We start from the raw sequence: 26,253 nt of genomic DNA on the forward strand, positions 1-26,253 counted from the left end.
TCGGTGGTACGCGGACCTGCGGTCCGGGCGAGATTGGGCTCAGATGTGGACGGACTCGCCGAGGCCCTGGCCGGCGGCCTCCATGATCGACTCGGAGAAGGTCGGGTGCGGGTGCATGGCGTGGAGGATCTCCTCCTCGGTGGCTTCGAGCTTCATCGCCATGACCAGCTCGCTGATCATCTCGGTGGCGGCCGACCCGATGAGGTGGGCGCCCAGCAGCTCGCCGTACTTCTTGCCGAAGATCAGCTTCACGAAGCCTTCGCTCTCGCCGGCGGCCAGGGCCCGGCCGCTGAAGGCGAACGGGAACTTGCCGATCCGGATCTCGTGGCCGGCCTCGCGGGCGGCCTTCTCGGTCAGGCCCACGCTGGCGACGCCCGGCTCGGTGTAGGTGCAGCCGGGGATGATCCCGTAGTCCACCGTGCGCTGGGAGTGGCCGGCGATCCGCTCGATGCAGCAGAGGGCCTCGTGGTGGGCGACGTGCGCCAGCCAGGGGGGGCCGATGACGTCGCCGACGGCGTAGACGCCCGGCACGGCGGTGACGAAGCCGTTCTCGCGGTCGACCTTGATGTGCCCTCGGTCGAGCTCGACCTTGACCTCGGGGGCGAACAGGCCCTCGACGTTCCCGGTCACGCCGATGGCGACCAGCGCGACGTCGGCCTCGATGGTCTTCTTGCCCTGGGGCGTCTCGATCTCCGCCTTCACGCCCTTGGCGGTCTTCTCCAGCTTCGTGGTCTTGGAGCTGGTGTGGATCTCGATCCCCTTGGCCGTCAGGCTCTTCTTGAGGGTGTCGGAGACCTCCTCGTCCTCGATCGGCAGCACGCGGTCGAGCATCTCGACGACGGTGACCTTGGTGCCGATCGCGTTGTAGAAGTAGCCGAACTCCAGGCCGATGGCCCCCGCCCCGATGATCAGCATCGACTTGGGCTGGGTCGGCAGCGACATCGCCTCCTTGGAGGTGATGACGGTCTTGCCGTCGAACTCCACGCCGGGGAACGGCCTGGGCCGGGCGCCGGTGGCGACGACGATGGCGTCGGTCGTGACGACCTCGTCGCCGACCTGGACCTTGCCCGGCGCGATCACCTTGGCCACGCCGAACTTCGACTTGACCTTGTACTTGCGGAAGAGGCCCTCGATCCCCTTGTTGAGCTGCCCGGCCACGCCCCGGCTGCGGCCGATGATCTCGCCGAAGTTCCAGTCGCCCTTGCCGTGGTAGCCGAACTGCGCGCCGTGTCGGTTCACCATCTCGACGAGGTGGGCGTTCGAGAGGAGCGCCTTGGTGGGGATGCATCCCCAGTTGAGGCAGACGCCGCCGAGCTTGTCGCGCTCGACGCAGAGCACGCGCTTGCCGAGCTGGGCCGCCCGGATCGCCCCGGCGTAGCCGGCGGGACCGCCGCCGATCACCACGATGTCGTAGTCGTTGGCCATGGTCGTATTCGTCGCATTTCCAGGAAGGGGGTGTACCGGGCGCCGCCGTCGCGCCGACTCGTCGCGTCCGCTCGCCGGACTTTCATTGATTCCGTCATTATAGGGGGGATCGCCGCGGACCGAAACGCGAAGGCCCCGACGCCGGGCTCGCGAGGTCGCGAAGGCCGGGACGGGGCCTGCTGCGGGCCGGGTCCGGAAGAATCAGAGCAGCATCCGCGCCGGCTCTTCCAGCAGGTTCTTGAGCGTCCGCATGAAGTCCGCGGCCGTCGCGCCGTCGACCGCGCGGTGGTCGGCGCTCAGGGTGAGCGTCATCACGTCGCCGACGACGATCGCGTCGCCCTGGACCACCGGCCGCTTCTCGGCGGCCGAGACCGCGAGGATGGCGACCTCGGGCAGGTTGATGATGGCGTCGAACTGCTTCACGCCGTACATGCCCAGGTTGCTGATCGTGAACGTCCCGCCGGAGAGCTGCTCGCCGGAGAGGTTCCCGTTGCGGGCGGCCGAGGCCAGTCCCTCGCTCCCCTTGCGAATCTCGATCAGGCCCATCTCGTCGGCGTGATGCAGAACGGGGACGATCAGGCCTTCCTCCAGCGCCACGGCGATGCCGATGTTGACCTCGCCGTGGCGAATGATCGCGTCGGGCTCGAACGAGGCGTTCAGGGCCGGGTGGCGGCGCAGGGCGACGGCGACCGCCTTGGTGACGAAGTCGCCGACCGAGAGCTTGACCTTCTCGGCGGCCAGCTCCTTGTTCAGCGTCTCGCGGAGGGCGACCAGCTTGTCGGCCCGGACGTCCATCGTGACGTGGATTTCCGGCACGGACTGCTTGGACTGGAGCATCCGCTGGGCGATCGTCTTGCGCATCCGCGAGTTGGGGATGCGCTGCTCTTGCAGCGGCGCCGTCGAGATCCGGGCGGCCGGCCTGGCCGGCGCGGGGGACGCCGAAGCGGCGGCGGGCGCCACGGCCTGCCTGTCGGCCTTCGGGGCCTTGGCGGCGGCCTGGGACGAGCCCTTGCCGGCGAGGAAGTCCTCGACGTCGCGGCGGACGACCCGCCCTCCGGGCCCGCTCCCCTTGACGCGGCTCAGGTCGATCCGGGCCTCGGCCGCGATCTTGCGGGCCAGCGGGCTCGACTTCACCCGGCCGCCGGCGCCGACGGCGACCAGCTCTTCCTCGTCCTCATCGGCTTCGGCTTCCGCCGCCGCGGCCGGGGCCGAGCCCGAGGCCTGGCGCTTGCCGTTCTCGTCGCCGACCGGCTGGCCTTCTTCCGTCTTCTCGGCCTTCGCCGCGCCGGCGGCCGCCCCCAGGGAGGCGGCGACGGCCTTCGGGTCCTCGCCCTTCTTGGCGAGGACCATCACGCGATCGCCCAGGGCGACCTCGTCGCCGGCCTGGTGGTCGATGTGGGCGATGACGCCGTCTTCGTACGACTTCATCTGCATCGTGGCCTTGTCGGTCTCGATGTCGGCCAGGACGTCGCCTTCCTTGATCGCGTCCCCCACCTTGACCAGCCACTGCGCGATGACCCCGCTCTCCATCGTGGGGCTGAGCTTGGGCATTGTCACTTCGATCGGCACGAGTCTGCTCCTGGGGGCCGTTTCGAAGGCCCGCGCGCTCTATCGAACTCTCGGAAAGCGGTCATGTCGTTCGGATTCGCGGGGGCGGTCGGGTCAGCGATAGACCACTTCGTTCACCGCCGCCAGGATCCGGGGCACGGAGGGGAGCATCGAGGCTTCGAGCTGCTTGTTGTAGGGGATCGGCGCGTCGGCCGAGGCGACCCGGAGGATCGGCGCGTCCAGCTCGTCGAAGATCTCGCGGGTGATCCGGTCGGAGATCCCGGCGCCGAGGCCGCAGTACGGCCAGTCTTCCTCGACGATCACGGCGCGGTGGGTGCGGGAGACCGACTGCACCAGCGTCTCGATGTCGAGCGGGCGGATGCTCCGGAGGTCGATCACCTCGGCGTCGATCCCCTTCGCCGCCAGCTCCTCGGCCGCGGCCATGGTCGGCTTCAGCGACCGCGAGTAGGTGATGAGGGTCACGTCGGAGCCCGGCCGGCGGACGGCCGCCTTGCCGAAGGGGACCAGGTGCTCGCCGTCGGGGATCTCCCCGCGCTCGTGGTAGAGCACCTCATGCTCGATGAAGATGACCGGGTCGTCGGACCGGATGGCGCTCTTCAGCAGGCCCTTGGCGTCGGCGGGGGTCGCCGGCAGGATCACGATCAGGCCGGGGATCTGGGCGTACCAGGCTTCCAGGCGGTGCGAGTGGGTCGCGCCGAGGCAGCCGGCCATGCCCGAGCTCCCCCGGAAGACGATCGGCACCGCGAACTGGCCGCCGCTCATGTACCGCATGTTGGCGGCGTTGTTGACGATCTGGTCGATCGCCACCAGGCTGAAGCTGAAGGTCATGAACTCGATGATCGGCCGGAGGCCCACCATCGCCGCGCCGATGCCGATGCCCGCGAAGCCTTCCTCGGAGATCGGGGTATCGATCACCCGCCGGGGGCCGAACTGCTTCAGCATCCCCTGGCTGACCTTGTAGGCGCCGTCGTACTCGGCGACCTCCTCGCCCATCAGGAAGACGCTGTCGTCGCGCTCCATCTCCTCGGTCATGGCCTGGTTGAGCGCTTCGCGATACGAAAAAACCGCCATGTTCACTCCTGAGGGATGAAGGGGGCTACCGTGATGTCTTCGTAGAGGGCCTCGAGGGGAGGATTCTGGCTCTTCTCGGCGAAGTCGATCGCTTCCTCGATCTCGGCCTTGACCTCCTCGCGCATCGCCTCGATCGCCTCGTCGTCGATCCAGCCGCGCTCCTTGAGGACGTTCTCGTAGACGACGATCGGGTCTTTCTTCAGGTAGCTGTCCAGCTCGTCGCGCATCCGGTACTTGCCCGGGTCGCTGATCGAGTGGCCCTTGTAGCGATAGGTCTGGGCCTCGATGAAGCTCGGGCCTTCGCCGGCCCGCGCGTGGTCGACGGCCTCCAGCGTGGTCCGGGCCATCAGCTCGATGTCGTTGCCGTTGATCCGGTGGCCGGGGATGCCGTACGGCGTGGCGCAGCGGAGGGTCAGGTCCTGGCGGGAGCTGGAGCGGACCAGCGAGGTCCCCATCGCGTACTGGTTGTTCTCGACGATGTAGATCACCGGCAGCTTCCACAGGGCGGCCATGTTCAGGGCCTCGTGGACCGAGCCCTGGTTGATCGCCCCGTCGCCCAGGTAGCACAGGGCCACCCGGTCCTCGCCCCGGTACTTGCTCGCGAACGCGAAGCCCGCCGCCAGCGGGATGTGGCTGCCGACGATCGCGTGGCCCCCCATCATCCCCTTCTCGGCGTCGAAGAAGTGCATCGAGCCGCCCTTGCCCTTCGAGCAGCCCGTCACCTTCCCCAGCAGTTCGGCCATCCCCGACCGCGCCGTCATCCCCAGGGCCAGGGCGTGGCCGTGGTCGCGGTAGGCGGTGATGACCCAGTCGTCCTCGCGGAGCACTCCGATCGACCCCACCGCCACCGGCTCCTGGCCGCTGTACTGGTGGAAAAATCCGCCGATCTTGTTCCCCTTCTGATACAGCATCTCCGCCCGTTCCTCGAACCGGCGGATCAGCATCATCTGGCGGAGCCAGTCCTGGGCGCGGGACTTGTCGACGATCGGCTGAGCTTCCGTTTGGACTGAGGCCATAACAACCAGACTCCTGAGTGAACGGCGGACCATGCGGATGCCGGCGGGGCCGGCGACGGCGAGTTCAGGGGCCGATCCGTCGGCGAGCTCGGGCGGCGGGGCGAGTGTCGCGCGCGAATCGCCGACCGGTCGGAGGCGGGGATTCCTCTCTCCACGGCCCGAGGCGAATGCCGCTCAAGAACGGGGGGACGCCACGGCCGGGCCGAATTCCGGGTCCACCGTCCGCCGATTGTGTTTGGTCCACCATCTTATACAAAAGCGTCCCGCTTCCGCCAGGCAGGAAGCTCGACGAAGGGCCGAACCTCCCGGCCTCGCCGGCCCTCCAAGGGGAATTTCCCCTTTTTTCTCGAAATCGACGAAAATCGCCACGCCGACCGGGTCTCTCTCCGAAGAAGGCCCACCAGGGCCGACCCGCGAAACCGACGACGAGACCCGGACCTCCATGCACGAACCGGCCGAACGAATGGCGCGAGGCGATCCCGGGGCGTTCCGGGCCGTTTACGACGCGCTCGCCGACCGGCTGCACCATTATCTGATGCTCCGTCTAGGTGCATCGGCCGATGCCGACGACGTCCTCCAGGAGACGTTCGTCCGCCTGGTTCGAAATCGCGACGGATTGCGGCGAGTGGACGACCTCGCCGCCTTCGCCTTCACGATCGCCCGCAACGAATCGAACCGCTGGCTCGACGCCCGCCGCCGTCGCGGCGAGGCGATCGCCGCCGCAACCTCCCGAGGTCTGTTCGAGGAAGCCGAGTCCGACGGCGCCGAGGCCCGCGAGGCGGCCGATTCCGTCGCCCTCGCCCTGGCCAGCCTCGACGCCGAGGACCGCGAGATCGTCGAGCTGAGAGTCTACGCGGAGCTGACGTTCCGCGAGATCGGCGAAATCCTGGGACGCCCCCTGGGAACCGTCGCCGCCCGGTTCCACGCGGCCCTGTCCCGAATGCAGGTGCACCTCGCCGGGGAGCGACGATGAGCGACGAACTCGAACGACACCTGAAACGGCTCACACCCCGGAAGGCCCCGCCCGAACTCCGCGCCCGGGTCCTGGCGGCGATGGACGCCGAACTGGCGACGGCCGCCCCTCGACGCCGGTTCCCGGCCGCGACCGCAACGGCCGCCCTCCTGCTCCTGGCCGCCGGGCTGAATTTCCTGGCCACTCGGGAGAACGAGGATCGGCTGGCGCGGGCGTTCGGCCCCCGGCCCATACCTCGCGACGTCCTGGACCTGGCACGCGACGTCTCCGAGCACGCAAGCCCCGAGGCCGGCCGCCGGCTGCTCGACCGGCTCGCGGCCCGCCCGCCCCGTCCCACCGCCTCGACCACCGAGGCCGACCTCCGCCGCCACGCGGACCTGCTCGAACACCTGGCCCGCGAATCGACCTTCGAGCCCCGGAAGGATGACGATGAAACGGTTCCTCAAGCGATTCCTCAAGTGGACCGCGATCGCCGCCGGCCTGCTCCTGGCCGCCTTCTTGTTATGGAGCGCGGCCTATACCTGGACCACCGGCCGTCGGCTTGAGGCCCGGCTCGCCGCGATCCGGCAGGCCGGCGAGCCGATCTCGATCGCCGATTTCGCGGTCGCGACGATCCCCCCCGAGAGCAACGCCGACGCCCTGCTGGAAGCCGCCGCGACCGACGTCGAGGCCGTCGAGAAGGGCCTGCTCGCCCTCCATCCCAAATCCGGTCGCCCGACCTGGCCGATCAAGTCGGGCGAGGAGGTCCCGCTGGAGGAGGTCTTCCGCAGCCATCCCCGCGCCGTCCCGCAACTCCTGGAGGCCGCCGAGCGGTCCGATTATGAGCACGCCTTCGACGACGCCGCGACCACGGCCCTCCTGACCGACCGGCTGATCCAGCAGTCCAGGAAGCACCGCGCGGCGGTCCGTGTGCTGGAGAGCTGGTCGATGCTCCGACTGGCGCGAGGGGAGGGCGACGAGGCCCTGGCCGCCGCCGTGGCTTCCTTGAAGCTGTCGCGGCACTGGGGACGCGACCCGGGCTTCATCAGCTCGCTGACCGCCATCGCCTGCTCGCGCGTGTCGGCCGCCTCGGCGGCGCGGGTGCTGGAAGCCGCGGGCGTCTCCGTCTCCGAAGACGGCCGCCGCGCCCTCGACGCGGAACTGGCCCGCCACGACGACGGCGAACTGCTGCGCCGGGGTCTGAAGACCGAACGCGCCTACGCCCTGACCTCCGTCGCGGAGATGTCGGCCTCGATCTTCTGGCTCAGAGGCTGGATGCGCAATAATCTGACCGTGATGTTCCTGGACCTCTTCGACGAGGAGCTGGCGAAAGCCGACCTCGGGCCTCGGAAGTCGCGCGGGAGCTGGTCCGTCCCCTCGCCCGCGCTCAACCGATTGTGGCACCCGCTGAAGCTGCTGGCCGAGCTGCTCAGGCCTGCCACGCAAAGCTTCCACGAGGCCGCCGCGGTGCATCGGGCCGCCGCCCGGGCGCTCCGCGTGCTCAACGCCCTCCAGGCCCACGTCCCTCCCGACGGCGACGCCCCGCCCGACCTCGAAGCGCTGGGCCTCCCCCGCGAAACGACGCTCGACCCTTTCACCGACGAGCCGCTGCAAGTGCGGAAGCGCCCCGAAGGCTGGCTGGTCTACTCCGTCGGCAAGGATCTCGTCGACGACGGCGGCGAACTGGAGAGAGACCGGGACGTCGGGTTCGGGCCGCCCGCGATCGAGCCCTGATCGGGACGCGCGACCCGCCATCCCGGGTCGACGCCCCTCGCTCGCTCGCTCGCAAACCGCGCCCGATGTCCCATGATGACTATGGGGCGGTCCGTGCGCGCCGCGAGGGTTGCTGGGCGGTCGAGACGATTCCGGGCCGTCCCGCATGAGGAAGAAACGCCGAACGAACCCAATCCCCGAACGTCGATATGCATCACAAGTCAATACCACACAATCTTTTGCGACAAATGGCTTTGATCTGGCCCGGCGGGAACGAAGCCAATCTCGAGGGTCGTCCCAATCCCCGGCCGGTCCACGGGTTCGCGGAACCCGTGGCACCCGGAGCGGTTCCGCCGGAACTCGGTGGAGTTCGGTGAGAAGTCTCATGAAAACCGCCGAACGGACCCAATCCACGAACGCGGAAATCCTCCACAAACCAATTTCAGTACGATGTTTACGGCAAATGGCTTCGATCCCGCCCCGGCGCGAACGAAGCCAATCTCGAAGGTCGTCCGACGGGGGACGATGCCGAACTCGACGGGTTCGAAGGCGAACGAGCCCCCCGGATGACCCGGGGGGCTCGTTCGTCGGGCGTGGATCGGCGGTGGGGCGTCAGAGTTCGGTCTTGACGCTCAGGAGCTGGCGGAGGACGTACTGGAGGATCCCGCCGTTCTCGTAGTAGTGGACTTCCTGGGGGGTGTCGATGCGGACGTGGACCGGGAAGCGGATCGTGGTTCCGTCGGCCTTTTCGGCGGCGACGGTCAGGTTCTTGGCCGCGGCGATCCGGGTGGCGAGCGTGCCGTCGGGGTTCTCGATCCGGAAGACTTCCTCGCCGGTCAGGCCGAGGCCCTCGGCGGTCTGGCCGTGCTCGAACTGGAGCGGGACGATGCCCATGCCGACGAGGTTCGAGCGGTGGATGCGCTCATAGGTCTCGGCGATGACGGCGGAGATGCCCAGCAGCTTCGGCCCCTTCGCGGCCCAGTCGCGCGAGGAGCCCGATCCGTACTCCTTGCCGGCGAGGATGATCAGGGGGGTCCCCTCGGCCTGGTACTTCATCGAGGCGTCGAAGATGCTCATGACCTCGCCGTCGGGGAGGTGCCGCGTCCATCCCCCTTCGGTCCCCGGCGCGAGCTTGTTGCGGAGCCGGATGTTGGCGAAGGTCCCCCGGACCATGACCTCGTGGTTCCCCCGGCGCGAGCCGTAGGAGTTGAAGTCGGCCGGCTTGACGCCGTTGGCGATCAGGTAGCGTCCGGCCGGGCCGTCGGCCTTGATGGAGCCGGCGGGCGAGATGTGGTCGGTCGTGATGCTGTCGCCCAGAAACGCCAGGGCGCGGGCGCCCTCGATCGGCTTGGGCACCTGGGGCTTGAGCGTCATGCCCTCGAAGTACGGGGGATTCTTGACGTACGTCGAGTCGTCCTGCCAGTCGAACAGGTCCCCCTCGGGCGTGGGGAGGCTTCGCCACTGGGCGTCGCCCTCGTAGACGGAGCCGTATTCCTTGCGGAACTGTTCGGACTTCACCGCCGTCCTGACGGTGTCGTCGACTTCCCGCTGGGTCGGCCAGACGTCCTTGAGGAACACGGGGTTCCCCTGCTTGTCGTGGCCGAGGGGCTCGACGGCGAGGTCGACGTCCATCGTCCCGGCCAGGGCGTAGGCGACGACCAGCGGCGGGGACGCCAGGTAGTTGGCCCGGACGTCGGCGTTGATGCGGCCCTCGAAGTTGCGGTTGCCGCTGAGCACGGCGACGGCCACGAGGTCCTTCTTCTGGATCGCATCCGAGATCGCCGTCGCGAGCGGGCCGGAGTTGCCGATGCAGGTGGTGCAGCCGTATCCGACGGTGTTGAACCGGAGACGGTCCAGGTAGCCGTCGAGTCCGGCTTCCTTGAGGTACTCGGTGACGACCTTCGAGCCGGGGGCCAGGCTCGCCTTGACCCAGGGCTTGACGTCCAGGCCGCGCTCGACGGCCTTCTTGGCGACGAGGCCGGCGGCGAGCATGACCGAGGGGTTCGAGGTGTTGGTGCAGCTGGTGATGGCGGCGATCACGACCGAGCCGTGCTTGAGGTCGCTCCCCTCGCCGTCCGAGTCGGCCTCGGCCTGGTCGGCCGGCTTGACCTTCGACGGGCGGGCCTCGACCATCTCCTTGAGCGCGGCGGCGAAGGCCGGCTTGGAGTCCTTCAGGCGGACGCGGTCCTGGGGCCGTCGCGGGCCGGCGATGCTGGGCTCGACCGAGGCGAGGTCGAGCGACAGGGTGTCGGAGTAGGACGGTTCGGGGGTGTTCGGCTCGTGGAACATCCCCTGGGCCTTGTAGTATTCCTCGACCAGCCGGATGGTCGTCTCGGGGCGTCCCGAGAGCCGCAGGTAGCGGATCGTCTCGGCGTCGACCGGGAAGATGCCGCAGGTCGCGCCGTACTCGGGGGCCATGTTGGCGATCGTCGCCCGGTCGGCCAGCGGCAGCTGGGCCAGGCCGGGGCCGTAGAATTCGACGAACTTGCCGACCACGCCCTTCTTGCGGAGCATCTGGGTGACGGTCAACACCAGGTCGGTCGCGGTGGCGCCCTCGGGGAGCCGGCCGTCGAGGCGGAAGCCGACGACCTGGGGGACGAGCATGGAGACCGGCTGGCCGAGCATCGCGGCCTCGGCCTCGATGCCGCCGACGCCCCAGCCGAGCACGCCCAGGCCGTTGATCATCGTCGTGTGCGAGTCGGTGCCGACGAGCGTGTCCGGGTAGGCCAGGGCGCCCTCGGACGCCTTGTCGTCCACGAAGACCACGCGGGCCAGGTACTCCAGGTTCACCTGGTGGACGATGCCGGTGTCCGGCGGGACGACCTTGAAGTTGTCGAAGCCGTTCTGGCCCCACCGCAGGAAGGCGTACCGCTCGCGGTTGCGCTCGAACTCCAGCTCGGCGTTGACTTGCAGGGCCCGCGACGTGCCGGCCTCGTCCACCTGCACCGAGTGGTCGATGACCAGCTCCACCGGCTGGAGCGGGTTGATCCGCCGGGGGTCGCCCCCCAGGGTCTTCACGGCGTCGCGCATGGCGGCCAGGTCGACCACGGCGGGGACGCCGGTGAAGTCCTGGAGCAGCACCCGGCTGGGTCGGAAGGCGATCTCGCGGTCGGGGAGGACCTTGGGGTCCCACTGCGCCAGGTTGCGGACGTCGTCCGCCGTGACGGTCGAGCCGTCCTCGAACCGGAGCAGGTTCTCCAGCAGCACCTTGAGCGAGAACGGCAGGTGCGAGGCGTCCAGGCCGTGATCGGCCAGCGCGCTCAGGCGGTAATAGTGGTAGTTCCGACCGTCCACGGACAGCGGCGTCAGAGCGCTGTACGACTTGGGCATCGCCCGTCCCTTCGAAACTTCGGGAGGTCCGCTCCGATCCGGGAGGGGACCTCGACTCAATCGGAGCGGGGGCGAGGCGTCCGGGACCATCCGGGCGCCTCGAAGGCGCCCGATCGCGGCCTCGCCCTCGGGATCATCCCACGAATTGTAGGGCAAGCGGGCCCGGGACCAAACCCATTTCCGCCCCGCGATCCAGGAAGAGCTTGACCGCCTGGCGACCTTCCGGGCCGTAATCGACGGTCCGCTGGTTCACGTACATGCCGACGAACCGGTCGGCCAGGGCCGGGTCGAGGTCGCGGGCGTACTTCAAGGCGTAGTCGAGCGCCTCCTGGCGGTTGTCCAGGGCATACTGGATGCTCGCCTTCAGGAGCCGGGCGATCTTGAGGATCATCTCCTCGCCCAGGTCCTTGCGGACGACGTTCCCCCCCAGCGGCAGCGGCAGCCCGGTCTCGTCGTTCCACCAGACGCCCAGGTCCAGGACCTGGTGCAGCCCCTTCTCCTGGTAGTAGAGCTGGCCCTCGTGGATGATCACGCCGGCGGCGACCTCGCCCGACTGGACGGCGGGGAGGATGGCGTCGAAGGCCATCTGGACGACCGGCGTGTCCTTGCCGAGGCAGAGCAGCAGCGCCATGTAGGCCGAGGTCATCGTGCCGGGGACGGCGATCGTCTTCCCCTTGAGCTGCTCCAGGGTCATCGGCTCGCGGGTCACGATGTTGGGGCCGTAGCGCTCGCCCATGCTGGCGCCCGAGGAGAGCAGGGCGTAGCGGTCGGCGATGTAGGCGAAGGCGTGGATGCTGACCGCGGAGACTTCCAGCTCGCCGGCGATGGCCCGCTTGTTGAGGGTCTGGATGTCCTCGAGCTGGTGGACGAAGCGGAGGCCCTCGGTGTCGATCCGGTCGTGGGTGAGGGCGTAGAACATGAAGGCGTCGTCGGAGTCGGGGCTGTGGCCGACCCGGATGATCGTCTCTCCGGTGCTCATCGAAGGGCCTTTCTCGGCTGGAAAACGCCCCGGCCCCGGCCGCCCCTCGGGGAGCGGCCGGAGCCGGGTTGGGAATTCGAAGTCGGGGCGACGCGGGTCGCCGCTTACTGGCCGGCCTTGGGGACGGCGTCCGCCGCCGGCTGGCCGGAGGAGCGGCCGGAGGTCGGCGGCGGGGTCGTGGAAACCTCGCCCGCGCCGACGCCCAGCATCTCGATCGCGTCGAACGGGTCGACCGTGTTGTCGGCCTCGGCGGCCGCCAGCAGGTCCTTGAACGGCAGGGTGTCGGGGACCGGCTCGCCGAGCTGGCGGAGGACCCGGACGTACCGCTTGACGACCAGGCCGGTGTCCTTGCGGTTGAGGTCGTCCTCGCGATAGGTCGGGAAGTTCTTGAGGTTCTCGTTCCAGATGGTCAGGCCGTCGCGGAACTTGCCCGCCGCCAGGGTGAAGTCGCCGGTCTTGTAGGCCTTGGTCCCCTCGTAGAAGAGCTGGCGGGCGGCCACCCCTTCGGAGGTCATCTCGGCCTGGCAGCGCTCCTTCCAGTAGCGGTAGTTCATCTGGTCGGCCCAGCGGTCGGTCCAGTACTGGGCGTTCTCGGTGAGGGTGCTGTACCGCTCCCGATTGGTGGCGTCGTCGAGGCGGACCTCGTCGCGGACCAGCTTGCCGTCGCGGAGGACCTCGTTGTGCGACATGAAGACGTGCGAGCCGAACTTGACCCACTCGTTGAGGGCCCGCGCCCACTCGTTCTTGGCGACCTCGCCGAAGGTGGCCTCGATCCCGGCCATGCTCATCTTCTCAAGCGCCGCGGCGTAGTGGGTCTGGGCGTGCGAGGGCATCGACCGGAAGGCGATGTCGTCGGCGCGGCCCTTGCGCTGCGGGGTCGGGTCGATGTACTGGATGTTCTCGGCCGTGCCGCCGCCGAGCCGCGCGCCCCCTTCGTCCACGAGCCGGACGGCCCGGCTGAACCAGCCGTAGCCGAGCTGGAAGTTGTCGCCGCGGACGACCTCCAGGCCGCTCTCGGGGTCGCGGTAGGTCTTGAACGCCTCGTCGTCGTCGTCGCGGAAGAGCCGACGGAGGATGATCGACTCGTCCGAGAAGCCGAGCTTGTGGTAGTAGAACCAGGCGGTGTCCCAGATCAGGTCGGGGGACCGCTGGTTGTTCTCCACGCCTTTCTGGACGAACTTGATCCCCTGCTTGATCCACTCGTACTTGTCTTCCGGGGCGTCCCACTCGACCGAGACGTTGTAGGCCAGGTTCCAGCCCTGGAACGTCCAGATGGAGAGGAAGTGGGGCTGGAGCTTGGTGATCAGGTCGACGGTGGCCTTCAGGCGGTCCCAGTCGTGGTTCTTCTTGTAGTCCTCGGCCTGGATCCAGAGGTAGTTCGCGACGATGCCGCGGAACCCGCCCAGGAGGAACAGCTTCATCATGAAGCTGCCGGTGTCGATCTGGCCGATGGCGGCCTCGCCGAGGTCCTTCTCCACCTTCACCCGGTTGAGCCACTGGGTGTAGGGGTACATCGCGCTGAAGAGCAGCACGATGACCAGGCCGTAGATGATCTTCTTGGTCTGGTTCAGCGACCTCATGCGGCCACCTCGCGATTCTTGAGGATGAAGTATCCGGCGATGGAGAAGGGCAAGGCGTAGGCCACGGCCAGGAGCGTGTTGCCGACCATCAGCCGCCAGTCGACCGCGAAGCCGTCGGCCACCGTGTTGCTCACGTCCAGGACCTGGAAGTTGGGGACGACGTAGACCAGCATCGACATGATCGGCATGACCAGCGAGTCCAGCGTCTTGGCGACGACGACGCCCGCGGTGGGCGCCAGCTCGGACATCTGGTTGTCATGCGTGACCAGCCGGATCAGCGACTCGAACGGCCCGCCCCCCAGGATCGCCTGGCGGGTGAAGTCGATCAGGAAGCCGAAGGCGAGCTGCCCGGCGATGAAGAAGGCGATCGTCGTCAAGAGGGCCACCGGCCAGCTCAGGAAGGTGCCGGCGAACACGCCGATGGCGGTCAGCACCATCGCCTGCAGCCAGATGCCGAACAGGCCCTTCATGTAGTTGCGGCCGAAGTTGCCGTTCTCGGAGAGCAGGTACAGGTCGCTCTCGGCCATCCCCAGGTACTGGGTCGGGCTGATGCAGCGGACCTCGATCTTGAGGTTGCCGAGCGAGCCGGTCAGGATCCCCGGGTCGATGTCTCGGCGGTTGGTGTAGTATTCCTTGATCGGGAAGACGTCGGCGACCGAGGCGCCGGTCGAGGAGTTCGTGACCTCGATCTCGGCGTAGACCGGCTTGCCCGGCTCTCCCTTGGTCGTCCGGTAGATGTTGAACGTCATCTCGATCCGGAGCAAAGGCGCGTGCAGGGCGGCCGCCCCCGCGTCGTCGCCGGCGGCCTTCAGCTCGTCGGCGCGGGCGGAGAGCGACTCGAACTCGGCCCGGACGCGGTCCAGCTCCGTCTTGTTGCGGGCGATGGCCCCGTCGAGCCGGCTCACGTCCGCCGGGCTGGCCTCGGGCCGGGACTTCTCCTGCTCGGCCGCGACGATCTGGGCCTGCAGCTCCAGCATCCGGTTCTGCTCGCCCTCGACGGTCCCGCGGGGCAGGAACTGCTCCACGTCGATCCGGCGATCCAGCATGACCGGCCGGTTGGGGGGCGAGAACGGGTCGGGGACGACGCCGTACCGCCAGATGGCCGTCGCCGGGGTCGCCCCTTCGATGTGGCTGCGGGGCTCCCGCATCGACTGCTCCTGGCCGACGTCGATCCCCATCGCGTGGGGCGTCCCCTTGGAGTCCAGGAACGACAGCGAGCCCTTGACCGGGACGCGGGCCGCCATCCGCGAGGCGAGCTGCTCGGCCTGCTCGTAAAGCTGATTGGCGTCGCGGGTCCGGCCGTCGGCCTCGGCCTTCTGGGCGGCGGCCGTGGTCCGGGCGATCTGCCCCTGGACGGTCCGCCACAGGTAGGCCAGGCTCACGCCGCCGAACAGGGCGACCAGGACGGTCACCAGCGCCATGAAGCCGAGCATCCGGCCCCAGACGATCTCCAGGCGGCGGACCGGCTTGGTCACCACGGTGTAGATCGTCTGCTGCTGGATGTCGGCCGGCAGGCTGATCGGGGCGAGGATCGTCACCATCGAGGTCAACAGCAGCGAGCACAGCAGGGTCAGGGTGCCGACGTAGAGCCGCCCCATCTCCGCGGCCCGAGGGGGCTGCAGGAACCAGTGCGTGAACGCCAGGACCATCCCGAAGACGATGATCACCACCCAGGGGGCCCACATCTTCCGGTTCGACTCATAGAGCGTGACCCGGCCGATCGCGTAGAGCCGACGGGCCCGGACCGAGGCCAGCTCGGCCAGCAGCAGGCCCGCCACCCGGGCCAGCACCACGAAGCCCATGTAGGTCACGCTCAGCCGCGCGCCGTAGACGACGCCGTCGCGCCAGCTGCTGGTGGGGGAGCCGATGATCTGCGGCAGCAATTGGACGTTCGCCATGACCAGGCCGACGCCCAGGCCCAAAATGAACGCCAGGGCGATCCCGACCAGCACGAGATAATCGACCCGCTTGCCCAGCCGGCCGATCGTCCGCCAGACGCCGATCAGCGCCCAGACTCCCAGGAAGAAGACCGCCGCGAAGCCCATCAGGCTGGTCAGCGGGACCGAGGCGATCGTCGTCGCCTTGATCCACTTCTCCCCCTGGATCACCTGGACGAAGACGGTCAGGGGGATCAGGAGCAGGGCGGCCAGGCCGAGGTAGTCGTACCACTTGCCGACGCCGACGACCCGCTCCTTGACGGCGGTGATCACCCAGTAGCCGGTCCAGCCGATCAGGGAGAGCAGGCCCACGGCCTTGGTCCAGGTGAGCAGCCCCCCCAGCAGGCCGGGGAGCGAGAGCGAGGGCTCGCCGAAGAGGAAGAACCAGACGAGGGCGTTTTGCAGCGCCGGGGCGATATCGGGCGGCGGGGGGGTGGCCGCCTGCGCCCAGAAGAGGGGCCAACTCAGGAACGAGGACATCGGTGGGGTTGCTCCTCGGATGCCGGACGGCGACCGCCCGGGGCTCGCGGCGAGGCTCCGCGGCCCGGAGGCCGGGCTCGTCGCCGAGCTTTCGCGATGACGGGGATGAATAAGGACCTTTAACGATCACGACGAGGCCGGACGCGGGCGCGAGCGAGAGTCGGAAACCCGAGGGCGAGGGCCGCGCGGGGCGGCGCGTCGGCCCCCGCGCGTCGGGCTTCGGGTCAGGAGGGCTTGGAGGCCGACTCGACGACGGGCTGCGCGGCCGGCGCGGCGACCTTGCGGCGGCCCGGGTGCAGCTCGCTCTCGCGGACGATCCGCAGGAAGAGTTCTTCCAGCGTGGTGGTCGGGTTGTCGATCGTGATCTGCTCGCCGCCGTGGCGGGCGATGAGCTCGCGGATCTCCTGGAGCGCCTCGGGGGCGAGGTTGCGGGCCTTGATCTGGGTCACGTCCTGGACGGTCAGGAGGTCGGTGACCTTGCCCATCTCCTTCAGCTCGCCGCGGTGGAGGATCGCGATCCGGTCGCAGATGTCCTGCATGTCGGCCAGCAGGTGGCCCGAGAGGACGACCGTCTTCCCCTGCTCGCGAAGCTCGCGGATCAGCTCCTTGATCTCGGCCGTGCCGATCGGGTCCAGGCCCGAGGTCGGCTCGTCGAGGAGGATCAGCTCGGGATTGTTGATCAGGGCCTGGGCCAGCCCGATCCGCCGCTGCATGCCCTTGGAGTACTCGCGGAGCTGGCGGTGCTTGGCGGCCGAGAGCCCCACCATGTCGATGAGCTGGCCGACCCGCTTCTTCCGCTCCGAGGAGGGCATCTTGAACAGCCGGCCGTAGAAGTGGAGCGTCTCCTCGGCGTTGAGGAACTTGTAGAGGTAGGTCTCCTCGGGCAGATAGCCGATCCGCTCGTTCTTGGAGACGTTGGAGGTGGGCTCGTTGAAGATCAGGGCGTCCCCTTCGGTCGGGAACAGCAGCCCCAGGAGGAGCTTGATCGTCGTCGTCTTGCCGGAGCCGTTGGGGCCCAGGAGTCCGAAGATCTCGCCGCGATGGACCTGGAGGTCAAGCGCCTTCAGCGCCTGGACCTTCGGCCTTCCCCAGAAGTCGCGATAAACCTTGGTCAGATTCCGCGTCTCGATGATGACTTCGGAACTCATGTAAGACGGAGCCTCAACTCAGGTTGGAACTCGGAAATGCGGCGACGGATCGACGGCCGGGATGCGGGAGCCCTCAGCCGAGGCCGAAGTCGATGTCGGGAACGATCGATCGATTTACAAAATACCAGATGAAGACGAGCGAATGACCCGGCGGCCGTGTCTCGAAACACGGATCGGGGCGGAGCCCGGACGATCGCGCACGGGAGGCGCGGCGGTCGCGGGCCACGAAGGGCCGTCGCGTGCTGGTGCTACGACCCCTCGGGCCGAAAGGTTCGCGAGGTTTCCTCGACGACGCATTCGGCGCATCGCCAGGGGTCGCGACATCCGGATCACTCGATCGTAAAGAAATGCTAGGACGTTGGCAAGCACCGCACAAGGCGACGCCCGTGCACCCCGGCCTGGGCCTGCACGGGCGGTCGAGCCGGGTCGCCGCGTCGCGACGGATCCGAGGGGCCGGATCAGGGGGTCAGGCCGGTGCCGCCGGAGGCGGGAAGGGGCGGGGCGTCGACCCGGCCGCGAAGCGTCGGCACGGGCGAGGTCGGCTGCGCGCCGTCCATCGAGGTGTAGGGCTGCACCGGGCTGGTCGACGAATCCTGCGGCATCCCCCCGGCCGGGTGGTCGCCCCCCGCCCCCGCGAACGGCAGGTAGCGCTGGCCGCGATTGACGTAGGGGTTGTAGTCGGTCCCGGGGAACATCTGCTCCGGGGGGACGGCGAAGTAGCGCGGGAAGTAGTAGTCGGCGGTGCGGTCGGCCCCCAGCGGCAGATAATGGCCGGGCGAGTACCAGCCGGCGTTGTGGGGCTCGCCGTTGGGGAACCCCCAGCCGTCGCCGGGGCCCGGGGGGAGGATCCAGCCGGCCGAACGTCCGTGGCCGCCGTGGCCGTGCGCATGGCCCCCTCGGGCGTGGTGATGGTGCACCCCCTGAACGCATCCCGCGCAGGAAGGCCCCTGTCCCACGCCGCCGACGGCCAGCGCCAATCCCAACGTCATGATCGCGGCGGTCATCTTCGATCCTCCTTGTCGAAACCCGAGCAAGCGCGCGAACCCCCGCCTCCGGGCGAGACTCCAGAGGACTCTAGCACGCGCCAGGGCCGCGAGCGGCGAATCCCGGTCGGCTTCTCTTCCCGGCGCCCGCCCTGGACGATACGATCGTCTCGTCGTTCGCGACCGAAACAGAACGCGCCGCGGAAGGTTCCGTCATGATCCTGCTGATCGATAACTACGACTCCTTCACCTACAACCTCGTCCAGCGCCTGGGCGAGATCGACCCCGGCGTCGAACTGGAGGTCGTCCGCAACGATCAGATCACGATCGAGGACGTGGCGTTCAGGAATCCGTCCCACCTGATCATCTCGCCGGGCCCCTGCACCCCCCTGGAGGCGGGGATCTCCAACGAGGTCATCCGTACCTTCGGCCCTCGGATCCCGCTGCTGGGCGTCTGCCTCGGACATCAGTGCATGGGCCACACCTTCGGCGCGAAGGTCGTCCGGGCGGAGCGGATCATGCACGGCAAGACCTCGATGATCCATCACGACGGGAAGGGCCTCTACAAAGGGGTCTCGAACCCGTTCCAGGCCACTCGCTACCACAGCCTGATCATCCAGCCGGACACCCTCCCCGACGAACTGGAAGTCGTCGCCCGGACCGAGGAGGGGGAGATCATGGGCGTGCGTCACAGGACGTATCCGATGGAAGGGGTGCAGTACCACCCCGAGAGCTTCCTCACCCTCGAAGGGATCAAGCTCCTGCGGAACTTCCTGGAGCAGCGGGCATGAGCCGACCCCGCGCCGGGCTCGGCGAGGCGACGTCATGCTGAGGGTCCCCGAAGCGCTGGCGCGGGTCCTTGAACTCGCGGCCCCCTTGCCGGCCGTCGACCGCCCGTTGGAGGCGTCTCTCGACCGCTGGCTCGCCGACGACGTCTGGGCCGACGCCGACCAGCCGACGTTCGACAAGGCCGTGGTCGACGGCTTCGCGGTCCGTTTCGAGGACCTGGCCGAACTCCCCCGCCGCCTCCGCGTGGTCGAGACGATCCTCGCCGGCCAGGTTCCGACCCGCCCCCTGGCGTCGGGCGAGGCCGCCGAGATCACGACCGGGGCCCCCCTGCCGCCGAACGCCGACGCCGTGATCATGCACGAGCGGACGGATCGGGACGGCGAGTTCGTCGCGATCCGCCCCCAGGCGATCAAGCCCGACATGAACCGGCTGGCGAGGGGCCGCGTCTACCGCTCGGGAGACCGCCTGCTGGCCGGCGGCGTCGTGCTCACCCCCGCGCGGATGGGCCTGCTGGCGGCGGTCGGGGCGAGCGTGGTCCGCGTCGTCCCTCCCCCCCGGGTCGCGATCGTCCCGACCGGGGACGAGCTGGTCGACTTCCGGGAGACGCCCGGACCGGGACGCATCCGAAACTCGAACGCGGTCATGCTCGAAGCCCTGGCGGCCCGCCGGGGCGCGGAGCCCTGGACCTCGCCGATCCTCCCCGACGAGCCGGAAGCCCTCCACGAAGGCCTGCGGCGGGCGCTCGAGGCCGACGTGGCGCTGGTGATCGGCGGGGTTTCGGCCGGACAGAAGGATCTCGTGCCGGGGACGCTCCGGGCGCTCGGCGTGCGCGAGGTCTTCCACAAGGTCCGGCTCAAGCCGGGCAAGCCTCTCTGGTTCGGCGTCGGCCCCGCTCGCGACGGTCGGCCGCCGACGCTGGTCTTCGGGCTCCCCGGCAACCCGCTGAGCGGGCTGGTGAACTTCCTGCTCTTCGTCGCCCCGGCGCTCGACGTCCTCGAAGGCCGCCCCCCTCGCGGCGCGGGCGTCGTCCCGGCCCTCGCCGCGAAACGGCTGGAGCACGGGGGCGACCGAGCCACCTACCTGCCGGCCCGGATCGTGGGCGAGCCCCACGGGCCTTCCGGCATGGCCGCCGTCGAGCCGATCGACTGGAGCGGCTCGGCCGACCTGGTCTCCGTGGTCCGGGCCGACGGCTTCCTGGTCCTCCCCGACCACGAGACGACCGTCGAGCCCGGTGACGTCGTCGGTTTCCTCCCCCTGCATTAAAGGCCCGAGGCCGACCGCCTCGACGCCGCCGAACCGCCAGGAACGACGCCGACATGAACGCTGGAACCGCCGTCACGCAGGCCATGGAGGAAGAGCGACGGCTCACCCTCAGCGAACGCGCGTCGCGCCACCCGATCGCCGCGGGGATGCTGTCGGGCTTCCTGCTCTGGTCCTCGTTCCCCCCCCTGGAGTGGAGCTGGGCGGCCTGGCTGGCTCTCACGCCCCTGTTCCGGCTCGTCGTCGAACCGACCGCGCGCTGGCGGGTCTACCTGGGCGCCTGGGCCGGCGGGCTGGTCTTCTGGCTGCTCAGCCTGCAATGGGTCCGGCTCACCGACGCCACCGCCTGGTCCGCCTGGCTGACGATGGCGCTGATCTTCTCGGCCTGGTGGCCGGGCTTCCTGGCGCTGACGCGACACGCCGTCTTCAAGCTGGAGATCCCGCTGCTCCTGGCCGCGCCGATCCTGTGGGTGGGCCTGGAACACGTGCGGGCGTTCCTCCTTTCCGGCTTCCCCTGGTATTACCTCGGCCACTCGCAGTATCGGGCGCTGCCGCTGATCCAGATCGCCGACGTGACGGGGGCGCTCGGGATCAGTTTCCTGATCGTGATGGTCAACGCCCTGGTGGTCGACCTCCTGACGCTCCCCCTGCTCTCCCGCTCGGAGAAGGGCGCCCGAATCCGGCCCAGGCAGGCGGCGAGGCTCTGGATCGTCGGCCTGGCGCTGGTCGGGACGCTCGCCTACGGGGGGCATCGGCTCGCCAACTCCCGATTCACCGAGGGGCCCCGCATCGCCCTGCTCCAGACCAACTTCGAGCAGCGGTACAAGTCCAACGCCGATCCGGTCGCCATCCTGACCCGGATCGAGGCCCTGGCCCTCAAGGCGACCTCGCGCGATCCCAAGCCCGACCTCATCGCCTGGCCCGAGACGTCATACCCTTACGGCACGATCGCGATCGCCCCCGAACTGCCGGCCGACGCCTTCGAACGCCAAGTGCGGCAGGTCTCCGACGAGCTGACCGTGGCCGCCTGGCGGGACAAGAAGCAGAAGATCGACGAGTACCTGCACGCGACGACCGACGCCTTGGGCGTGCCGATGATCGTGGGGAGCCTCCGCTACGACCACGGCCTCGGCGGCCTCCACAAGTTCAACGGGGCGCTCCTCTACCAGCCCGGCTCGGCGGCGGTCCAGTCCTACGACAAGATCCAGCTCGTGCCGTTCGGCGAGTACATCCCCCTGCTCGAGGCCCTCCCCTGGCTGACCGTCTTCACCCCCTACCACGACGGCTACGTCCCGAGCCTGACGTTCGGCCGCGAAACCAAGGCGCTCGACGTCGGCGGCCACCGGATCGCCGTGGGCATCTGCTTCGAGGACACGGTCCCCCACCTGATCCGGCGGTTCTTCGCCGAGGCCCCCGACGGCCGCCAGCCCGACGTCCTCCTCGACATCTCCAACGACGGCTGGTTCCACGGCTCCGAGGAGCTGGACATGCACCTGGCCGTCAGCGTCTTCCGCAGCGTCGAGAACCGCGTCCCCCTGGCGCGGGCGGTCAACACCGGGATCTCCGCCCTGATCGACGGCGACGGCCGGATCCTCCAAACCCTCCCCCGGCTCACCGAGGGGGTGCTCCAGGCCGGCGTCCCGCTGGACGACCGCTCCAGCCTCTACATCGCCTGGGGAGACTGGCTGGGGATCACCTGCCTGGCCGTCTGCATCGGACTGGTCCCCGCCGGGGCGGCCTCGCGCCGGATCCGGTCGAGGAACCGGACCGGTTCCTGATCTTCCGTCGCCTCGCCCGTCTCTCTAGCTTACGCCGCTTGCCTTCTCCCAAGTCGTGGGGTAGATTTTGGGCAAGTTGCGCCGGCGAGCGAGGAGCATGGTTTCTCGTGTGGCTTTCTCATGTTGCGACATGAGTGGGGCTTGTCGTTCCGGGCGACGCGGCGTTACATTCGAATGAGCGAAACCGCCCCCACGGCCTGGCGTCGTCGGGGGGTCCCGCCATATCTCCAGGGATTACCACGGTCCAGCCCAATCCCGTCCTTGACGCACGGCGGATACGTCGCGCGGGTGGTTGGCCGGCCGTCTTACTTTGAATGGTAGGATGGGACCATGACTACCGTCGGAAAGATACTTGTTCTGTTCATCATGGCCTTCTCGCTCATTTTGAGCGCGGTCTCTTCGGTGGTCTTCACGACCTCGAAGAACTGGAAGGTCGCGACGGAAGCCGAGAAGAAGAAAGTCAACGACCTGACGACGAAGCTGCGCGACGCGGAAGCCAAGACGGCCGCAGCCCAGAAGGACCTGGACACCGAGAAGATCAACTACGACGCCCAGGCCAAGCAGCTGAACGACCGGATCGCGGCCGTCGAGCAGCAGAACCAGCTGGCCCAGCAGCAGATCACCACCGCCAACGGCCAGGTCGCCACGGCCCAGCAGAACGCCAAGACCGCGCTCGAGGAGGCCGAGGCCAATCGCAAGGAGACGCTCCAGCTCCGCGAGCTGAAGTCGGCCGTCGAGGCCCAGGCCGCCGAATTCAAGCTGCACAACGCGGAGCAGAACGACAAGATCCGCGAGATGGAGCGGGCCCTCGAAGCGGCCACCAAGAACAACACCGACCTCCGCGAGCGGGTCGCCAAATACTCCACCCTCCTACGGTCCTCGGGCCTCCCCGACGACATCACGCAGGTGAAGGGACTTGAGAGCCCCCCGCCGGTCGTGGGCGAGGTCACTCGGGTCGACGCGACCAATCGCAAGCTCGAGGCCTCCATCGGCTCGAACGACGGCCTGGTCGCGGGCCACGAACTCAATCTCCTCCGGACGTCGCCTCGTCCGGAATACCTCGGCAGGGTGAAGGTCCTCTCCGTCGACCCGAACCAGTCGGTTCTCCAGGTCATCGGAAACACATACCAAGGCAAGAAGATACAGGAGGGCGACATTGTCTCGTCTACGATCAAGCCGCGCCTCTAATACCGGGGCCTCCCGCACGGCCGCCGCGCCTCGGCAGCGCGGCGTCCTCGTCCAGGCGCCCAAGAGCGACATCTACGTCGCCCTCCTGGGCATCTCCCTGGCCGCCGTCATCATCGGCTGCATCCTGATGACGCTCCTCCTGATGAAGTACGAGTGGAAGATCTCCGTCTCCTCCGCCGCGCCGGTCCCGTCGGCCCTCGCGTCGAGCCCCATCCAGCTCGCCGCGATCACCCCGACGGCCCTCACCGACTGCGGCTGACCCAGGCCCGAGCACCGATCTTTCTCGCCCGCCTCCGCCGCGTCACCGACGACCGGCGAAGGCGGGCGATTTTTTTTGGTTTTTCCGTTTACTGTACAGATGACACGTATATAATCGGGTCGTGAGGGAAATGACGATTGAGCCGAGATGGATCGTCGCTCGACTCGCCCGAGATCAGGAACAGGGCGCTCAGGAGTCGTCGGCTTCCCCTCCTCTATCAGGAAAGAACGACCACTCATGTCCCAGCACATCGAGATTTTCGCGGCGCTCGCCGCTCCGTTCGCGAACGACGAAGTGCGGTCCCGGAGCCAGGGGGGCCGTGAGTTCCAGTATGTGACGGCCCGGACGGTCATGAATCGCCTGGACGAGGTCCTCGGCCCCGCGAACTGGTGGGACGAGTACACGCCGATGGACAACGCGATCATCTGCCGGCTGACGGTCCGCCTGCCGGACGGGACGACGCTGACCAAGAGCGACGCCGGCGGGTTCACGACCACGGCCGACACCAGCGACTACGAAAAGAGCGGCTTCTCCGACGCCTTCAAGCGGGCCGCGGTCAAGTTCGGCGTGGGCCGTTATCTCTACGGCGACGGCGTCCCGCAGTCGATCCGCGAGACCCTCGTCCGCGTCCGCCGCGAGCAGGCCGCCGCGGCCGCGCCGCAGGCCCCCGCCCCGGCGCCGGCCCCGGCCCCGGCCGTCGAGGCCGAGCGGATCGCCGCGGAACCGCTCCAGCCGGCCCCGCGGTCCGCCCCGGAAGTCTCCGCGGGGGTCGCCCCGAAGTCGGGCAAGGCCCTCTTCGCCTGGGTCAAGGAACGCGACGAGAAGCTCGGCGTCGACCTCCTGAGGACCCTCAGCGATTGGGGCAAGAACAACCACTTCCCCGCCCGGATGGTCCAGTGGAGCGGCGAGCAGGTCGACCAGGGCCACTCCGAGGCCGTCCGCCTGCTCTCGGGAATGATGGCCGACGGCCCCGCACTGGCCTCCGCCGGGCCCCGCCGTTGAAACGATCGCGGACGCCAAAGCTCCAGTCGACGTCGGCCTCCGACCGATGACGCCTTGTGAGGCCGCAAAGGCTGCTCTAAAGTAAGGGGGTCGCCCCATCGGCGACCTCCCCCCCGCGGTCGAGCAGCCCCGGCCTCGGATCGCCGCCCCTTCGTCGTCGTGCGGACGATTGCGAGGCCGGCGTCCGGGCCTTGTCGAGGGACGGCGTTCCGTGAACATCGTGTTCGTCGCTTCCGAAGGCGTCCCGTTCGCCAAGACGGGGGGCCTGGCCGACGTCGCCGGCGCCCTCCCCAGGGCCGTGGCGGACCTCGGCCACTCCACGTCGCTGTTCATCCCCTGCTACCGCAAGGTCTGGGAGGCGAACCGCGATCTCGCCGCCACCGGCATCACCCTCCGCATTCCGATCGGGACCTCGACCGTCCTCGGCCACGTCTTCGAGGGTCGCCTGCCGGATTCCGACGTCCCCGTCTATCTCATCGACCAGCCCGACTATTTCGATCGCGACGGATTCTACGGGCACCTCGGCCACGACTTCGAGGACAACTGCGAGCGTTTCGTCTTCTTCCAGCGCGCCGTGCTGGAGGCGGTCGTCGCGCTGGGGATCAAGCCCGACGTCTTCCATTGCAATGACTGGCAGACCGGCCTACTCCCCGTCTATCTGAAGTCGCTGTATCACAACATCCCCGAGTTGGCCTCCGCCGGCTGCCTGTTCACGATCCACAACCTGGCCTATCAAGGCCTGTTCTGGCACTGGGACCTCCCGCTCACCGGGCTGGACTGGAGCTATTTCAACTACCGGGCGTTGGAGTTCCACGGCAAGCTCAGCTTCATGAAGGCCGGGCTCGTCTTCTCCGACATGCTGACGACCGTGAGCCCGACCTACGCGTCGGAGATCCAGGCCCAGAGGCACGGCGCCGGGCTCGACGGCCTGCTTCGAGATCGCCAGGCCGATCTCCGCGGCATCGTCAACGGCATCGACGAGAGATCCTGGACGCCCCGGCACGAGACGATGCTGGCCGCGAACTACGACGTCGACACGGTCGCGACCGGCAAGGCGGCCTGCAAGGCCTGGCTTCAACGACGCGCCGGGCTCCCGGTCCGGCCGGACGCCCCCCTGTTCGCTCAGATCGGCCGGCTCGACCCCCAGAAGGGCTGGGACCTGCTCGCCGAGGTGGCCGACCGCCTCCTGGAGCACGACGTCCAGTTGATCGTCCTGGGGACCGGCCACCCCAAGTACCACAACCTTCTGGAAGCGCTGGTCCACCGCCACCCCGGCAAGGTCTGGGCCTACCTGGGGTTCTCCGACGACCTGGCGCACCAGATTGAGGCCGGCGCAGACGTCTTCCTGATGCCCAGCCTCTTCGAACCGTGCGGCCTGAACCAGCTTTACAGCCTGGCGCACGGCACGGTCCCCGTGGTCCACGCCACCGGCGGTCTGGTCGACACCGTCGTCGACCTCACCCCCCAGACGCTGGCCGAGGGCCGGGCCACCGGCTTCGTCTTCCACGAGCCCACCGCGGCCTCCGTGTGGCGGGCGCTGGAACGGGTCCTCCAGACCTGGAGCGACCGCCCCACCTGGGAAAAGCTCGTCAAGGCGGGCATGTCCGACGACTGGTCCTGGAAGCAAAGCGCGGGACGTTACGTCGAGCTCTATCACGAGATCCAGCGGAGGCGTCGGCCTCAGCTTGCCCAGCCCACCAGGGAAAAGCCGGTTCCGGCTTGACTCCGACGATTCCCTTCAAGTCCTCCCGACGACATTCCGAGCCATAGTACCGTACCACTCGGCGCAGGCCA

General features: G+C 68.6%; 20 protein-coding genes. 10 read left to right on the forward strand and 10 right to left on the reverse strand.

Features of this window, described 5'->3' with window-relative positions; translation table 11 throughout:
- Window positions 1-39: 39 nt before the first annotated feature.
- The 4 genes from lpdA to pdhA form a co-directional block, all read right to left on the reverse strand.
- Window positions 40-1,425, reverse strand: a complete 1,386-nt coding sequence (gene lpdA, locus VT85_RS20710) for a dihydrolipoyl dehydrogenase (protein WP_068419626.1) — start codon at window positions 1,423-1,425, stop codon at window positions 40-42.
- Window positions 1,426-1,626: 201 nt separating this feature from the next.
- On the reverse strand, window positions 1,627-2,994 hold the full coding sequence (locus VT85_RS20715) for a dihydrolipoamide acetyltransferase family protein (RefSeq protein ID WP_068419627.1): 1,368 nt from the start codon (window positions 2,992-2,994) through the stop codon (window positions 1,627-1,629).
- 93 nt (window positions 2,995-3,087) lie between these two features.
- Window positions 3,088-4,071 (reverse strand): pyruvate dehydrogenase complex E1 component subunit beta, encoded by a 984-nt coding sequence (locus tag VT85_RS20720; RefSeq protein WP_231871419.1) that lies wholly within the window; start codon window positions 4,069-4,071, stop codon window positions 3,088-3,090.
- Window positions 4,068-5,081, reverse strand: coding sequence for a pyruvate dehydrogenase (acetyl-transferring) E1 component subunit alpha (gene pdhA / locus VT85_RS29340; protein ID WP_156512987.1), 1,014 nt, complete (start codon window positions 5,079-5,081; stop codon window positions 4,068-4,070). The genes VT85_RS20720 and pdhA overlap by 4 nt, the downstream gene beginning before the upstream one ends.
- A 442-nt stretch (window positions 5,082-5,523) precedes the next feature.
- Here pdhA and VT85_RS28690 point away from each other — a divergent pair, with 442 nt between their 5' ends.
- Genes VT85_RS28690 through VT85_RS20735 form a run of 3 tightly spaced genes read left to right on the forward strand, consistent with a single transcriptional unit; the run spans window position 5,524 to window position 7,767 of the window.
- Window positions 5,524-6,054 carry an RNA polymerase sigma factor gene (locus VT85_RS28690; RefSeq protein WP_068419633.1) on the forward strand — a complete coding sequence of 177 codons (531 nt, stop codon included), beginning with the start codon at window positions 5,524-5,526 and terminating at the stop codon, window positions 6,052-6,054.
- On the forward strand, window positions 6,051-6,599 hold the full coding sequence (locus VT85_RS27870; protein ID WP_156512988.1) for a hypothetical protein: 549 nt from the start codon (window positions 6,051-6,053) through the stop codon (window positions 6,597-6,599). The genes VT85_RS28690 and VT85_RS27870 overlap by 4 nt, the downstream gene beginning before the upstream one ends.
- Window positions 6,484-7,767, forward strand: a complete 1,284-nt coding sequence (locus VT85_RS20735) for a hypothetical protein (protein WP_068419634.1) — start codon at window positions 6,484-6,486, stop codon at window positions 7,765-7,767. Before VT85_RS27870 ends, VT85_RS20735 begins: the two co-directional genes overlap by 116 nt.
- 591 nt (window positions 7,768-8,358) lie before the next feature.
- Here the strand turns inward: VT85_RS20735 and acnA are convergent.
- The 6 genes from acnA to VT85_RS20765 all read right to left on the reverse strand — a co-directional run bounded on the left by acnA (window position 8,359) and on the right by VT85_RS20765 (window position 18,204).
- Entirely contained in the window at window positions 8,359-11,076 is a 2,718-nt protein-coding gene (gene acnA, locus VT85_RS20740; protein WP_068419635.1) for an aconitate hydratase AcnA, read from the reverse strand.
- Window positions 11,077-11,209: 133 nt separating this feature from the next.
- Window positions 11,210-12,055 (reverse strand): menaquinone biosynthesis family protein, encoded by an 846-nt coding sequence (locus VT85_RS20745; protein ID WP_068419637.1) that lies wholly within the window; start codon window positions 12,053-12,055, stop codon window positions 11,210-11,212.
- A gap of 104 nt (window positions 12,056-12,159) precedes the next feature.
- Window positions 12,160-13,635, reverse strand: a complete 1,476-nt coding sequence (locus VT85_RS20750) for a hypothetical protein (RefSeq protein ID WP_068419639.1) — start codon at window positions 13,633-13,635, stop codon at window positions 12,160-12,162.
- Window positions 13,632-16,052, reverse strand: a complete 2,421-nt coding sequence (locus VT85_RS20755) for a hypothetical protein (RefSeq protein ID WP_068419642.1) — start codon at window positions 16,050-16,052, stop codon at window positions 13,632-13,634. The genes VT85_RS20750 and VT85_RS20755 overlap by 4 nt, the downstream gene beginning before the upstream one ends.
- 224 nt (window positions 16,053-16,276) lie before the next feature.
- Window positions 16,277-17,200 (reverse strand): ABC transporter ATP-binding protein, encoded by a 924-nt coding sequence (locus tag VT85_RS20760; RefSeq protein WP_068419644.1) that lies wholly within the window; start codon window positions 17,198-17,200, stop codon window positions 16,277-16,279.
- 458 nt (window positions 17,201-17,658) lie between these two features.
- Window positions 17,659-18,204, reverse strand: a complete 546-nt coding sequence (locus VT85_RS20765; protein ID WP_068419645.1) for a hypothetical protein — start codon at window positions 18,202-18,204, stop codon at window positions 17,659-17,661.
- Between the two features lie 194 nt (window positions 18,205-18,398).
- Here VT85_RS20765 and VT85_RS20770 point away from each other — a divergent pair, with 194 nt between their 5' ends.
- The 7 genes from VT85_RS20770 (at window position 18,399) to glgA (ending at window position 26,182) form a co-directional block, all read left to right on the forward strand.
- Window positions 18,399-18,974, forward strand: a complete 576-nt coding sequence (locus VT85_RS20770; protein ID WP_068419647.1) for an anthranilate synthase component II — start codon at window positions 18,399-18,401, stop codon at window positions 18,972-18,974.
- Between the two features lie 34 nt (window positions 18,975-19,008).
- Window positions 19,009-20,235 (forward strand): gephyrin-like molybdotransferase Glp, encoded by a 1,227-nt coding sequence (gene glp, locus VT85_RS20775; protein ID WP_068419649.1) that lies wholly within the window; start codon window positions 19,009-19,011, stop codon window positions 20,233-20,235.
- A 53-nt stretch (window positions 20,236-20,288) separates the two neighbouring features.
- Window positions 20,289-22,010 (forward strand): apolipoprotein N-acyltransferase, encoded by a 1,722-nt coding sequence (lnt, locus tag VT85_RS20780; protein WP_156512989.1) that lies wholly within the window; start codon window positions 20,289-20,291, stop codon window positions 22,008-22,010.
- 330 nt (window positions 22,011-22,340) lie between these two features.
- Window positions 22,341-23,198, forward strand: coding sequence for a hypothetical protein (locus VT85_RS20785; protein ID WP_068419651.1), 858 nt, complete (start codon window positions 22,341-22,343; stop codon window positions 23,196-23,198).
- On the forward strand, window positions 23,167-23,457 hold the full coding sequence (locus VT85_RS20790; RefSeq protein WP_068419653.1) for a hypothetical protein: 291 nt from the start codon (window positions 23,167-23,169) through the stop codon (window positions 23,455-23,457). The genes VT85_RS20785 and VT85_RS20790 overlap by 32 nt, the downstream gene beginning before the upstream one ends.
- Window positions 23,458-23,694: 237 nt before the next feature.
- A complete protein-coding gene (locus VT85_RS20795; protein WP_068419655.1) occupies window positions 23,695-24,459 on the forward strand; it encodes a Rad52/Rad22 family DNA repair protein in 765 nt (254 codons plus the stop codon).
- Between the two features lie 211 nt (window positions 24,460-24,670).
- Window positions 24,671-26,182, forward strand: a complete 1,512-nt coding sequence (glgA, locus tag VT85_RS20800) for a glycogen synthase GlgA (protein WP_068419657.1) — start codon at window positions 24,671-24,673, stop codon at window positions 26,180-26,182.
- The last annotated feature ends 71 nt before the right edge of the window (window positions 26,183-26,253 follow it).

It is taken from the genome of Planctomyces sp. SH-PL62 (genome assembly GCF_001610895.1).
GTDB lineage: Bacteria > Planctomycetota > Planctomycetia > Isosphaerales > Isosphaeraceae > Paludisphaera.

Excerpts from the sequence above, each read along its gene's own strand:
- lpdA (WP_068419626.1), bottom strand. The coding sequence starts at position 1,425 with ATGGCCAACGACTACGACATCGTGGTGATCGGCGGCGGTCCCGCCGGC.
- pdhA (WP_156512987.1), bottom strand. The coding sequence starts at position 5,081 with ATGGCCTCAGTCCAAACGGAAGCTCAGCCGATCGTCGACAAGTCCCGC.
- VT85_RS28690 (WP_068419633.1), top strand. The coding sequence starts at position 5,524 with ATGCACGAACCGGCCGAACGAATGGCGCGAGGCGATCCCGGGGCGTTC.
- VT85_RS27870 (WP_156512988.1), top strand. The coding sequence starts at position 6,051 with ATGAGCGACGAACTCGAACGACACCTGAAACGGCTCACACCCCGGAAG.
- VT85_RS20735 (WP_068419634.1), top strand. The coding sequence starts at position 6,484 with ATGAAACGGTTCCTCAAGCGATTCCTCAAGTGGACCGCGATCGCCGCC.
- acnA (WP_068419635.1), bottom strand. The coding sequence starts at position 11,076 with ATGCCCAAGTCGTACAGCGCTCTGACGCCGCTGTCCGTGGACGGTCGG.
- VT85_RS20745 (WP_068419637.1), bottom strand. The coding sequence starts at position 12,055 with ATGAGCACCGGAGAGACGATCATCCGGGTCGGCCACAGCCCCGACTCC.
- VT85_RS20750 (WP_068419639.1), bottom strand. The coding sequence starts at position 13,635 with ATGAGGTCGCTGAACCAGACCAAGAAGATCATCTACGGCCTGGTCATC.
- VT85_RS20755 (WP_068419642.1), bottom strand. The coding sequence starts at position 16,052 with ATGTCCTCGTTCCTGAGTTGGCCCCTCTTCTGGGCGCAGGCGGCCACC.
- VT85_RS20760 (WP_068419644.1), bottom strand. The coding sequence starts at position 17,200 with ATGAGTTCCGAAGTCATCATCGAGACGCGGAATCTGACCAAGGTTTAT.
- VT85_RS20765 (WP_068419645.1), bottom strand. The coding sequence starts at position 18,204 with ATGACCGCCGCGATCATGACGTTGGGATTGGCGCTGGCCGTCGGCGGC.
- VT85_RS20770 (WP_068419647.1), top strand. The coding sequence starts at position 18,399 with ATGATCCTGCTGATCGATAACTACGACTCCTTCACCTACAACCTCGTC.
- glp (WP_068419649.1), top strand. The coding sequence starts at position 19,009 with ATGCTGAGGGTCCCCGAAGCGCTGGCGCGGGTCCTTGAACTCGCGGCC.
- lnt (WP_156512989.1), top strand. The coding sequence starts at position 20,289 with ATGAACGCTGGAACCGCCGTCACGCAGGCCATGGAGGAAGAGCGACGG.
- VT85_RS20785 (WP_068419651.1), top strand. The coding sequence starts at position 22,341 with ATGACTACCGTCGGAAAGATACTTGTTCTGTTCATCATGGCCTTCTCG.
- VT85_RS20795 (WP_068419655.1), top strand. The coding sequence starts at position 23,695 with ATGTCCCAGCACATCGAGATTTTCGCGGCGCTCGCCGCTCCGTTCGCG.